This window comes from Lentzea sp. NPDC102401 (genome assembly GCF_044765805.1).
Classification (GTDB): domain Bacteria; phylum Actinomycetota; class Actinomycetes; order Mycobacteriales; family Pseudonocardiaceae; genus Lentzea; species Lentzea sokolovensis.
The window spans coordinates 1-12,415 of record NZ_JBIWKS010000009.1 but is presented as its reverse complement, the minus strand read 5'-3'; the positions used below and the strand labels follow the sequence as shown (position 1 = coordinate 12,415).

The 12,415-nt window shown below is 68.2% G+C and carries 7 protein-coding genes; 4 read left to right on the top strand and 3 right to left on the bottom strand.

What is annotated here, in order from left to right; genetic code table 11:
• Window positions 1-30: 30 nt before the first annotated feature.
• Entirely contained in the window at window positions 31-1,743 is a 1,713-nt protein-coding gene (locus ACIRG5_RS28475; protein ID WP_402909993.1) for an NAD+ synthase, read from the bottom strand.
• A gap of 29 nt (window positions 1,744-1,772) precedes the next feature.
• Between ACIRG5_RS28475 and ACIRG5_RS28470 the strand changes: the two genes are divergently transcribed.
• A complete protein-coding gene (locus ACIRG5_RS28470) occupies window positions 1,773-3,335 on the top strand; it encodes an alpha/beta hydrolase (RefSeq protein ID WP_402909990.1) in 1,563 nt (520 codons plus the stop codon).
• Entirely contained in the window at window positions 3,335-4,858 is a 1,524-nt protein-coding gene (locus ACIRG5_RS28465; protein ID WP_402909987.1) for an alpha/beta hydrolase, read from the top strand. Before ACIRG5_RS28470 ends, ACIRG5_RS28465 begins: the two co-directional genes overlap by 1 nt.
• Window positions 4,859-4,867: 9 nt before the next feature.
• Here ACIRG5_RS28465 and ACIRG5_RS28460 read toward each other — a convergent pair whose 3' ends face one another.
• Together ACIRG5_RS28460 and ACIRG5_RS28455 are read right to left on the bottom strand one after the other, a co-directional pair.
• Entirely contained in the window at window positions 4,868-6,340 is a 1,473-nt protein-coding gene (locus ACIRG5_RS28460) for an MFS transporter (RefSeq protein WP_402909985.1), read from the bottom strand.
• A gap of 13 nt (window positions 6,341-6,353) precedes the next feature.
• Window positions 6,354-6,989 carry an LppX_LprAFG lipoprotein gene (locus ACIRG5_RS28455; RefSeq protein ID WP_402909983.1) on the bottom strand — a complete coding sequence of 212 codons (636 nt, stop codon included), beginning with the start codon at window positions 6,987-6,989 and terminating at the stop codon, window positions 6,354-6,356.
• A gap of 41 nt (window positions 6,990-7,030) precedes the next feature.
• Between ACIRG5_RS28455 and ACIRG5_RS28450 the strand changes: the two genes are divergently transcribed.
• Together ACIRG5_RS28450 and ACIRG5_RS28445 are read left to right on the top strand one after the other, a co-directional pair.
• Window positions 7,031-8,374 carry a glutamine synthetase family protein gene (locus ACIRG5_RS28450; RefSeq protein ID WP_402909981.1) on the top strand — a complete coding sequence of 448 codons (1,344 nt, stop codon included), beginning with the start codon at window positions 7,031-7,033 and terminating at the stop codon, window positions 8,372-8,374.
• 18 nt (window positions 8,375-8,392) lie between these two features.
• Window positions 8,393-11,923, top strand: coding sequence for an FkbM family methyltransferase (locus ACIRG5_RS28445; protein ID WP_402909978.1), 3,531 nt, complete (start codon window positions 8,393-8,395; stop codon window positions 11,921-11,923).
• Window positions 11,924-12,415 lie beyond the last annotated feature (492 nt).

Here is a 12,415-nt window from a genome sequence, read left to right as displayed (position 1 = left end):
GGCGCGGCGCGGTAGAGCAGGCTCTACGAATCAGCCCTCGCGCCAGCCGTTGGTGATCGGCAGCCGGCGGTCCCGCCCAAACGCCTTGTTCGAGATCTTCGTGCCCGGCGGGTACTGCCGGCGCTTGTACTCGGCCTTGTCGACCATCCGCAGCACCCGGTCGACGAGTTCCGGCGAGTGCCCGGCGGCCAGCAGGGCGTCGTAGCCCTTGTCGTCGTGGACGTAGTCGTCCAGCAGCGCGTCGAGGATCTCGTAGTCCGGCAGCGAGTCGGTGTCGACCTGGCCGGGGCGCAGTTCGGCCGACGGCGGCTTGGAGATCGAGTTCTCCGGGATGGGCGGGGTCTCGCCGCGCTTCTCCGCCTCGGCGTTGCGCCACTTGGCGAGGTCCCAGACCAGTGTCTTCAGCACGTCCTTGATCGGGGCGTAGCCGCCGACCGCGTCGCCGTAGATGGTCGAGTAGCCGACGGCGAGTTCGGACTTGTTGCCGGTCGCGAGGACCAGGTGGCCGTTCTGGTTCGACAGCGCCATCAGCAGCATGCCGCGGCACCGGGCCTGGATGTTCTCCTCGGCCAGGCCGGTCAGCTTGAGCTGCGAGACGTACGTCGACACCATCTCGCCGATCGGCTCGGTGGTGAAGTGCAGGCCCGTGCGCGCGGCCATGTCGGAGGCGTCCGAACGCGAGTGCTCGGACGAGTAGGAGGACGGCATCGAGACGCCGTAGACCGAGTCGGCGCCGAGGGCGTCCACGGCCAGTGAGGCCACCACGGCGGAGTCGATGCCACCGGACAGACCGAGCACCACGGACCGGAAGCCGTTCTTGTGCACGTAGTCACGCAGGCCGGTGACCAACGCGTGCCACACCTCTGCCTCGTCGGACAGCGGTTCGAACACGCGCGGCGCGGGCAGCGGCTCGTAGGTCGGAACCGCGTCCGACAGGAACACGCGGCGCACGGAGAAGTCGCCGATCTGGCCCTGCTGGTAGTCGCGTCCGCCGGGCAGGTCGAAGTCCGCGAACATCAGGTGCTCGACGAACTGCGGCGCGCGCCCGATCAGTTGGCCGTCGGCCGCCACGACGAGCGAGTCGCCGTCGAACACCAGCTCGTCCTGGCCGCCGACCAGGTTGCAGTAGGCGAGAGGCGCGCCGGCTTCGGCCGCACGACGCGCGACCAGCGGCAGCCGCTGGTCGTCCTTGTTGCGCTCGTACGGCGAGGCGTTGGGCGAGACCACCAGGTCGACCCCGGCGTTGCCGAGGGCGGTGATCGGGCCGCCGTCCTGCCACAGGTCCTCGCAGATCACCATGCCGACCTCGACACCGTTGATCCGCACGACGTCCAGCGACGAACCAGGCTTGAAGTACCGGCGTTCGTCGAACACGCCGTAGTTCGGCAGGTGGTGCTTGTTCTGCCGCGCGACGACACGGCCGCCGTGCAGCACGGCGACGGCGTTGCGCGGGCCGACGGAGTCGTGCTCCAGGTACCCGACGACAGCGGCGATGTCGCCCAGTCCCGCGGTCTCCAGCGACCCCGCCAGCGCCTGCAGGGCCTCGCTGGAAGCGCGGGCGAACGACGTGCGGATCGCCAGGTCCTCGACCGGGTAGCCGGTCAGCACCATCTCGGGGAAGACGACGAGGTGAGCGCCGCCCTCACGGGACTTGCGCGTCCACTCCACGACCAACGACGAATTGCCGGCGAGGTCACCAACAGTGGCGTTGACCTGGGCGAGCGCGATCCGAAGCTGCGGCATGCCCTCATCATCTCCCATACGATCGGGCTGTGGCCCGTCTCTTGAGCGTGTTGCTCGTCATTCCGCTGCTCGCGTCCTGCACGTCGATCATCGAGGGGACGTCCAAGCCCGGCGTCGTCTTCGAGAAGACGGGTCCGGCCGGGACCGTGCCCGCCGGTCTGGAGGAGTTCTACGGGCAGAAGCTCGGCTGGGAGGACTGCGCTCCCTATGCGACCACCGGGTCCAGCAGGGAGGCCTACGGCACCAAGCGTGACGTCGAGTGCACGCGCTTGAGGGTTCCCCTCGACTACGGCAAGCCAACCGGCGACACGATCACGATCGGCGTGCTCCGGTACAAGGCGACCGGGCAGAAGATCGGCTCGCTGCTGACCAACCCCGGCGGCCCCGGCGCGTCCGGCATGGCGTCGGCCGCGGGCATGATCACCGAGTACCGCAAGACCGAGCTCGCGGCGAAGTTCGATCTCGTCGGATTCGACCCGAGGGGCATCGGCGCGAGCGAGCCGGCGGTCAAATGTCTGACCGGACCGGAGCGCGACGCGGAGCGTTTGGACCTCGATGTGGACACGAGTCCGGCCGGAATCGCCCAAACGGAGCAAGAGAACCGGTCATATGCCGAGAAGTGTGCCGCCGAGACAAAATTCGGTGCATCAATGCTCGCCAACTTGGGCACGCGGGACGTAGTTAAGGACATGGATGTCCTCCGCTCTGCGCTCGGCGACGCGAAGCTGAGCTACGTCGGGTACTCGTACGGCACCCGGATAGGCACTGAGTACGCCGAGACCTTCCCCCAGAACGTGCGCGCACTGATCCTCGACGGCGCAGTCGACCCCACCCAGGACCAGCTCGCGTCGCTGGTCGCCCAGGCAGCCGGCTTCCAGAAGGCCTTCGACGAGTTCGTGAAGTGGTGCAAGGCGAAGAAGGACTGCCCCCTCGGCGACGACGCCAACGCGAGCTTCCGCCAGCTGACCACCCCGTTGATCCAGAAGCCGGTCGACGTCGGTGATCGCAAGCTGTCCTACAACGACGCCATCACCGCGGCGATCCAGGCGATGTACTCGGAACAGCTCTGGCCGATCCTGCTCAACGGCCTCCAGGAGCTGAAGAGCGGCAAGGGCACAACGCTGTTGCGCCTCGCCGACGCGTACTACGACCGCGATGACCAGGGCAACTACTCGACCATCACCGACGCGTTCAACGCAGTGCACTGCGTGGACGACGCACGGTTGACGGACAAGAACGCCCTGCTCGAGACCGCGAAGCAGTACAAGGCGGCGGCGCCGTTCCTCGACGACGGCAACCCGCCGGGCGCGGCCCTCGACGCGTGCGCGTTCTGGCCCGCGCCGGTGAGCGCCACCATCGCGCCGCCCAAGGCCGACGGCATCCCGCCGCTGCTCGTCATCTCCACGACCGGCGACCCCGCGACGCCGTACGAGGCGGGCGTGAACCTGGCCAAAGCGCTCAACTCGCGGCTGCTCACGTTCGAAGGCGTCCAGCACACGGTCTTCCTGCAGGGTGACCGGTGCGTGGACGCCGCGGGTGTGAAGTACCTGGTCGACCAGACCTTGCCCGCCGACGGAACCCGGTGCGCCTAATGACGAAGAGGCGATCCCGAGTCACCGCGGCCTTGTTCGCCTTGATCGTTCTGCTCGGTACGTCCACGTCCTTCGCGCGCATCGACGGCTCGCCCGTCGCCGGCCGCAAGGGCATCGAGCGCTTCTACTCGCAGGTGTTGTCGTGGGGTGCGTGCCAGCCCTACGCGACCGATGCGAAGAGCAAGACCTTGTACGAGCGCGAGGGCATCCAATGCGCGCGTCTGCAGGTCCCGCTCAACTACGAGAAGCCGGACGCGGGAACGATCACCGTGGGACTGCTGCGCCGGCCCGCCACCGAGAAGGACCGGAGGGTCGGTTCTCTCGTGCTGAACCCCGGTGGTCCGGGAGGTTCGGGCATGTCGCACGTCGCGAACATGCAGCCGAACAACCCGGTCGGCAAGCGGTTCGACGTGGTGGGTTTCGACCCGCGCGGCGTGGGGGCGAGCCTGCCCCGCGTCCAGTGCCTGACCGACGCCGAACGCGACGCGCAACGGCTGCGGCCCAAGGGCGAGAGCGCGAACCAGACCGAACAGGAGAACAAGTACTTCGTCGACCGCTGCGCCGAACGCAGTGGCCTCGACCTGCTGCGCAACGTCGGCACCCGTGACGTCGTGCGGGACGTCGACGTGCTCCGTGCCGCGCTGGGGGAGAAGAAGCTGAGCTACCTCGGCTACTCCTACGGCACGCGCATCGGGACCTTGTACGCCGAGATGTTCCCTCGCAACGTGCGCGCGATGGTGCTCGACGGCGCGGTGGAGGTCGACGGCGACAAGGTGGCCGCGTCGGCGCGTCAGGCACAGGGCTTCGAGGAGTCGTTCCAGCGGTTCGCCGGCTGGTGCGCGCAACGCGACTGTCCCATCGGGAAGGACGCCGTCACGGCGGAGTCCAAGTTCCGGCAGATGATCGAGCCGCTCAAGAAGACCCCGATGCAGGTCGGCGACCGCAAGTTGTCCCACTCGGACGCGAACACCGCCATCATCCAGGCGATGTACACCGACCGGCTGTGGGAGACCGCGCTCAAGGGCCTGCAGGAACTGCGGCAGAACAAGGGCACCACCCTGCTGCAGCTCGCCGACCAGTACCTCGGCCGCGCCCCGGACGGCACCTACAGTCGCATCCAGGACGCGTTCGTGGCCATCCGCTGCGTCGACGAACCGCCGATCAAGGACCGGGCCACCCTGGAGTCCAACCGTCGGAGGCTGTTGGAACTGCTGGGCAACGACACGATCCCCACCGACGAGACCGCTCTCGGCCCGTGCGCGTTCTGGCCGGCCCCGCACACGTCGGAACCGCATCCGCCGAACGTGAACGGGCTGCCGCAGGTGCTGGTGGTGTCGACGACCGGTGACCCGGCCACGCCCTACCAGTCCGGCGTGGACCTCTCACGGGCGTTGGGCGCGCGTTTGCTGACGTACAACGGAAACCAGCACACGGCGTTCCTCGCGGGCATCAACTGCGTGGACGGCGTGGGCACGAACTACCTGGTGGACCTGAGGCTGCCCGAAACGGACTCGGTCTGCTGACGGCTGTGTTCAACCCTTTTTGGGCAGAAGGACCGAACCCAGCGCTCCGAGCGCGCAAATCACCGCCGTGATCAGGAAGATCTCGTGGTACTCGGTGAGCAGTGCCTCGGTGAGCTCGCGCTGGTACTCGGCCATCTGCCGTTGGAACTCAGCGGGTTCGACGCCGAACGGCAGCGGCGTGTTCAGGCCTGCCGTGAGCTCGCGGAACCGGTGAAGTCCCCACGCGGACAACGCCGCCACTCCGACGAGCATGCCCGTCATGCGCGCGACGACGACGAACGCCGACGCCACGCCGTGACGCACGGCGGGCACCACCCGCAGCACAGCACCGGACAACGGCGCGATGACCAGGCCCAGCCCGAAACCGGCGATGGCCAGGTCACGCGTGAGCACGAGTCCACTGACGTCAGCGGGCCACTGCGCGATGAACACGTACGACACCGACGCCAGCGCGAGTCCGCCGAAGGACACCCAGCGGTCGCCGAGCCGTGACGCGAGGAATCCACCCAGGACAGCGCCGACCGGCAACGCGATCAGGAACCTGGTCAGCAACGTCGCCGCGGACGCCGAGTCGCGGCGCAACACCGTCTGCGCGAACAACTCCACGTCGACCAGCGTCACCATCAATGCGGCGCCGGCGGCCAGCGACACCCCGAGCACGGCCCAGAACGGCCGCCACTGCACACCTTCGGGGTCGATGAGCCGCACGGCACTACGGCGTTCCCACAAGAAGAAGCCGCCCAGCACGACAAACGCCGCGATGAGCGTCGGCCAGCCCCACGACGGCAGCACGGACTCGGCGGGCGTCGGGTTGTAGAGCGCCACCACCAGCAACGACAAGGCAAGAGCGAGCAACACCCCGCCCACGACGTCGATACGCACCTCGCGCCGTGTGTTCGGCACGGACCGTTGCACGATCACCATCGCGATGACCGCCAACGGGATGTTCACCCAGAAGATCCACCGCCAGCTCTGCGGCTCCCACGCCTCGAACAACGGCATCGCGTTGAACAGCGACGCCACCGCGATGCCGTACAGCGTGCCGAGAACGGACCCCAGCTCCTGTGCGGCGCCAACGGTCCCGAGCGCGGACGACCGTCGTTGCTCCTCCCACAGGTCCGCGACCAGCGCCATCGTCACCGGCAGCAACGCGCCCCCGGCGAGGCCCTGCACGACCCGGCCCAGGACCAGCAGCGGCACGTCCGCGGCCAGCGCCGTGATCACCGAGCCCACCAGGAACCCGAGCAGCGAGATCTGCAGCACGAACCGCCGCCCGAGCCGGTCCGACAACTGCCCGAGCAACGGCATGCCCGCCACGTACCCGAGCAGGTACCCGGTGACGATCGGCGTCGCCTGCTCCAGCTCGTTCACCGCGATGCCCAGGTCGCGCACCATGTCCGTGAGGACACCGACGACGACGTACGCGTCGAGCGCGCCCAGCAGCACAGCCGCGCCGGACGCGGCGAGAGCGACTGTTCTCATTTCCTGGGCTGCATTAGGCCGGGGCCGTCACGGTGACGGGCTTGTCGAAGTCGGTGAGTCCGATGTCGACCTTCTGACCAGTGGGAAGCTCGAACAGCGCGCTCTTGAGCTTGTTGTCCTTGTCGATCGAGAACGTCGCCTTGACGTCCGCGGAGATGCCCGGCACCAGCCCGGCCGCCACGTCCTTCGGCACCGTCGCCTCGACCACCGACACGTCACCGGAAGACTTGGTCTTCGCGTCCTTGGACGAGGAGAGCACCTTCGCGACGCCCTTGTCCGGGTTCAGGATCGCGGACGGGTCGTACACCTGGCCCGCGAACGCCGCCGGCAGCTTCGTGAACCCGCCGGTCGGGCCCTTGAAGTGCAGGTTTCCCCCGGTCAGCACGTACTCGATGGACAGCAGCTGCCCGCCGAACGTCACCTTCGCGGTGCCCTTCGAGTCCCCCGCCGAGGTGAGGTCGCCGTCGGCCTCCTTCACCGGCACGTCCGGCAGCTCACCATCGACCTTGATGGTGAAGTGGACGCTCTTGACCGAGCGCATCGACTCAGCCGATTTCGAGAGCAAGGTCGCACCATCGGGGAGATCTCCCCCGGACGTGCAGCTCGTGAGCAGGGCGAGTGCGCAAACCAACAACCAACGGGCGGACATGCGTTGATCGTAGAGAGTCCCGAGCCCTTAAGCTGCGCCCTATGGACCGCCAGCAGGAGTTCGTGCTCCGCACGCTAGAGGAACGCGACATCCGGTTCGTCCGGCTCTGGTTCACGGACGTCCTGGGCTTCTTGAAGTCCGTGGCGGTCGCACCGGCCGAGCTCGAGGGCGCCTTCAGCGAGGGCATCGGGTTCGACGGGTCGGCGATCGAGGGTTTCGCCCGCGTCTACGAGTCGGACATGGTCGCGAAGCCGGACCCCGGCACGTTCCAGGTGCTGCCGTGGCAGACGCCGGAGGGCACCAACTACTCCGCGCGCATGTTCTGCGACATCACCATGCCGGACGGTTCCCCGTCGTGGGCCGACCCGCGCCACGTGCTGCGCCGCACGCTGTCGAAGGCCAGCGAGGCCGGGTTCACCTGCTACGTGCACCCCGAAATCGAGTTCTTCCTGCTCAAGGACCTGCCCGGCGACGGAAGCGAGCCGATCCCCGCCGACAACGGCGGGTTCTTCGACCAGACCTCGCACGAGACCGCCACGCACTTCCGCCGCCACGCCATCGAGGCGCTGGAGGCCATGGGCATCTCCGTCGAGTTCAGCCACCACGAGGGCGCACCCGGCCAGCAGGAGATCGACCTGCGTTACGCCGACGCGCTGACCATGGCGGACAACGTCATGACGTTCCGCTACGTGATCAAAGAGGTCGCGATCACGCAACGCGTGCGCGCCTCGTTCATGCCCAAGCCGTTCTCGGAGCAGCCGGGCTCGGGCATGCACACGCACTTCTCGCTGTTCGAGGGCGACCGCAACGCGTTCTACGACGACGAGGACCCCTACCAGCTCTCCGACATCGGCAAGCAGTTCGTCGCGGGCATCCTGAAGCACGCGCGCGAGATCTCCGGCGTCACGAACCAGTGGGTCAACTCCTACAAGAGGCTGATCGTCGGCGGTGAGGCCCCCACGGCCGTGTGCTGGGGTCACGCGAACCGCTCGGCATTGGTCCGTGTGCCGATGTACTCGCCGGGCAAGTCGTCGTCGCGCCGCGTCGAGGTCCGCTCGCTGGACTCCGCGTGCAACCCGTACCTGGCCTACTCGGTGATCCTGGCCGCCGGCCTGCGGGGCATCGAGAAGGGCTACGAGCTGCCGCCGCCCGCCGAGGACGACGTGTGGTCGCTGACGGACCGCGAGCGCCGTGCGGCGGGGTACGCGAACCTGCCGCAGAACCTCGGCGAGGCGCTGACCGAGATGGAGAACTCGGAACTGCTGCCCGAGGCGCTCGGCGAGCACGTCTACGACTTCTTCCTGCGCAACAAGAGGACGGAGTGGGACGCGTACCGTCGAAGCGTCACCCCGTACGAGTTGCGCACTCTTCTCCCCATGCTGTGAGGCAGATACGTGCTCTCCGTGACTGAGGTACCCGAGTTCCAGCCGACGATCTGCGCCTGCACCGTCGCCACGGCGGCGGAGCTGCCCGCGGTCAAGGTCCTGTCCAGCTCGTTCCTCGCGGAGCACCCCGAGGGCCGGTTCGTCGCGCTGATCGTCGACGCGCAGTCGGAGCGCACCGGTCCCGGGCTGGTCTCGCCGACGGAGATCGGTGTCACCGAGGACGAGTTGCACGTGCTCGCGACGTCGCTCGACGCCGCGGAGCTGAAGGCCGCGATGGTGCCGCGGCTGCTGGAGGCGCTGCTGTCGCAGGGCATGCCCGTGCTGTACCTCGACCCGTGGGTGCGGGTGTTCGGGTCGCTGACGAAGCTCGTGCTGGAGGCCTTGCGCACCGCACCGGTCGTGATGCTGCCTCGCACGTTGCGGCCGTTGCCGTCCGACGGTCTGCAGCCCGGCCCCGCCGACCTGCACGACCAGGGCGCCTTCGACCCCGGGTTCATCGCGGTCGGCAAGGGTTCCGAGCCCTACCTGACCTCGTTGGACATGCCGGCGATCGTGCCGCACTTCGTCGTGCGCGACGCACGGCTCGGGGTGTCCGTGTGGAACGTCGCGGACCGCCCGTTGCATCGCACCGAGTCCGGTTCTCTGGCCGTGATCGGCCAGGACCTGCTGACCGTGCACTTCCGCGGCTTCGACCCGCGCCGGCCCTGGTTGCTGTCCGCCGATTTCGCCGAACGTCCTCGCGTGCTGCTGTCGGAGCACTCCGAGGTCGCCGAACTCTGCCAGGCCTACCGCGCCGAACTGGTGCGCAGCGGCTGGTCCGTCGCGCCCGTGCCGTACCGGTTCGACTCCCTGATCGACGGGACCCAGATCCCGTCCGAGCTGCGGGCCGACTACCGGGCCTCCGCGCTGACGCCGCCGCCGGCGTTCGGTGAGGACGGTGGCGGCGGGTTCCTCATGTGGGCGTGCGAGGCGACCGAGCACGGTGGCACGCGGTGGGCCGACGCGGTGTGGCGTGCGGACACCTCGCTGCAACAGCAGTTCCCCGCGCCTTTCGCCGCGGACGCCGAGGCCTGGCGCGAGTGGTGTGCCGGGGTCGGTGTCGCTTCCGGACGGTTGCCCGCGCCCGCCGTGCCGCAGCCCCGGTCGGAAGGCCCGGCGCTGCTCGACCAGCTCGGCGTGTCCGTCGTGGGCTCGGGACCGCTGGCCGAGCTGATGCTCGCCGCCGCGCGTGCGTCCGGACTGCCCGTGTCGGCCGCCGCCGGTTATCCCGTCGTGGTGCGCGCTTCTTCTTGGGACGAGGTGCCTGCCGGACGGTTCGTCGTCGACGTCGCGTTGGACGCCACGGCTGCGGACGACCGCACGGGCGTGAACGAACTTTGGCTCTCGTCCGAGGTGTCGCGTGCCGCCGCCGAACGCATCGGCGGGCCCATCGTGCGTGTGGTGCCTGTGCCCGTGCACGACGTTGGCGCACGTGAGCACGAGTCCGGCGAAGTGGTGGTGTTCGCGGCGCTGGCGGACCACGAGCTGGACCGGCCCGGCAACGTGCTGGGCGCCGTGTCGGCGTTCCTGACCGCGTTCCCCGACCGCACGGACGTCGAGCTGCGGATCGCGGTGTCCGGCGCGGTCGAGCACCCGGAGGCCGCCGAGCGACTGCGCCTCGCCACCGGCTCCGACCCGCGGATCTCGCTGATCGACGACCTCGACGTGGCGGCCGTCGCCGATGCCGTGGTGTCGCTGCACCGCGGTGGGGCGGACGACCGGATCGCGTTGCGTCTGGCCGAGCTGGCGGTGCGGGGAGTCCCCGTAGTCGCGTCGGACCACGGCGCCGTTGCCGAACTGTTCGGCAAGACAGCGGTTCTCGTGCCGTGTCACCAGGGCGCCGAACCCGACGTGCAGGCCGCCGCGAAGTTACTGCGTTCATTGGCCGACGACCTGCCCACGGCCGAGGCGCTCGGTGCGGCCGGACGTGAACACGTGTTGTCCGTGCGCTCCGTCGCACGCGTGGCCGAAGTTCTCCGTGAACGCGTCGAGCACGCGTACCGAGGGTGGCGAGCACGCCGGCCGAAGCCGAAGGCCGAGGTCGACCCGATGCTCGCGCTGCAGTCGGCCAAGCACGCGTTACTGCGGCAGCCGACCGTGGACGGCCCTCATCGGACGCCGATGGCACCCGCGCTGCGCAAGGTCGTGCTGCGCGCGCTGGACCACTACGACAACCACATGCGCCAGGTGCTGCACACCCTGATCGACGGGGTGGAGCGCACGGTGTCCGAGCTGGTCAACCGGCAGGACGCGCTGAAGGCCGGCGTCGGCGCAGGTGAGCTGGAACTGCTCCGCGCCGAGGTCGAGCAGGTCGCGCAACGCCAGTCGCACTTCGCCGACCAGCTGATCGGTGTCGACGACGGGGTCGTGCGCGTGCGCGCGGACATGGCCGGGCAGGGCCGCCGGCAACGCGACGTCGAGGACGCGGTCGTCGCCGAGGCGGCCAAGCGCGCGAAGTCCGACGAGGTGCTGGCCGAGCGGATCGACAAGCTGACCGTCGCCCTCGACCGGACCCTGGACCGGATCGACTCGCTGGAGTCGAAGGTCGTCGAGGTGTTCCGCGAGCGCGACACGCGCCTGGACGCCGCCCTTCGCACCGCCCATCAGGCACAACAGACCGCGGACGCGTTGCGGCGCGTGGTCGTTCGTCAGCACGAGAACGCCGGTGACGCGCCCGCCGTGCGTTCATCGCTGGTGTTGTGCGACGCGGGCATGATGCGACTGCCCTCCGACGACGCGTTCATGCTTCCGCTGTTGTCGTCCAACGGCGTGTGGGAGCCGGAACTCGCGGAACTGCTCGACTCCGTGCTGGAACCGGACGGCATCTTCCTCGACGTCGGCGCGTACGTCGGCTACCACTCGATTCGGGTGTTGTCGCGCCTTGGGCTGATGGGCGCCGTTGTCGCCGTCGAACCGGACGCGTCCGCCGCCGCTCTGCTCAGGCACAACGTCTCGGCGAACCTTCCCGCCGCGGTCGCCGATCGGATGACCGTGGTCGAGGGCGCCGCGTGGGAGAGCGCGGGCGAGCTCGCCGTTTCACCGACGTTGACCGGTGGTGTGTCGGTGTCGCCGCTGGCCGCCGATGCCGGGGAAGACGTGGCACGGGTGAAGTCGGTGCGCCTGGACAAGGCGCTCGAGGAGATCGCCCTGGTGCAGGGCATGAAGCTTTCCGTCGTCAAGGTCGACACGCCTGGACGTGGGCATCGCGCTCTCGCGGGACTCGTCCGGTTGTTGCGTCGTGACAGGCCGCACGTGTTCCTCGAGTTCTCCGCGACCTCGACGGCGGACTTCGGTGACGATCCGGTGACGGTGCTCAAGGAGTTCGGCGTCTGGGGCTACGACCTGGTGCCGGTGGCGACGCGTCAGCCGGCCTCGGCGGACCAGATCGTGCGGGCGATGGAGGGACTTCGTTCCATCACCCTGTGGCTGCGACCGCGTCCTGTTGGGGCCAAGACGGCTGCTCCCGCGCCGTCCGTGCCGATCAAGCAGCCCGCTGACCAGGCGATTTGACTTTGATCGTCCCCATCAGTAACTTTCTCCAAGTCGCAAGCGAGACCCCGGAACGAGCGGTTGACACCGCGGATCGGGCCGGGTAAAGTCTCACGGCGTCAAACCCCCAGAAGTAAATAAGCGGCCTAACGTGCTGTCCGGGATCTGAAAATGACCCCGATTTGACACCGGGAAAGCCACTCAGATAACTTCTGAACCAAGCAAAAACTGAATGCGAAGCGAGTTTGCGCGGAGCCTGAATCGCCGAAAACGACGATTTGACAAAGCGAAAACGAACTGGCTAAGCTTTCAACACAAGCCCCGAGAGAAAGCCTCCGGAAACGGAGACTGGAACCGGTGAGCGCGTGTTCTTTGAGAACTCAACAGCGTGCCGAAACACAGCCAGTAATATATGAACTACCTCCTCGTCGAGGTAGTTCCTTTGAGGCAAGACTAGATTGATGCCAGACATATTCCGTCTGGAGCGATCAAACACAATCCTTATTGGAGAGT

Excerpts from the sequence above, each read along its gene's own strand:
- ACIRG5_RS28455 (WP_402909983.1), bottom strand. The coding sequence starts at position 6,989 with ATGTCCGCCCGTTGGTTGTTGGTTTGCGCACTCGCCCTGCTCACGAGC.
- ACIRG5_RS28465 (WP_402909987.1), top strand. The coding sequence starts at position 3,335 with ATGACGAAGAGGCGATCCCGAGTCACCGCGGCCTTGTTCGCCTTGATC.
- ACIRG5_RS28460 (WP_402909985.1), bottom strand. The coding sequence starts at position 6,340 with ATGAGAACAGTCGCTCTCGCCGCGTCCGGCGCGGCTGTGCTGCTGGGC.
- ACIRG5_RS28475 (WP_402909993.1), bottom strand. The coding sequence starts at position 1,743 with ATGCCGCAGCTTCGGATCGCGCTCGCCCAGGTCAACGCCACTGTTGGT.
- ACIRG5_RS28450 (WP_402909981.1), top strand. The coding sequence starts at position 7,031 with ATGGACCGCCAGCAGGAGTTCGTGCTCCGCACGCTAGAGGAACGCGAC.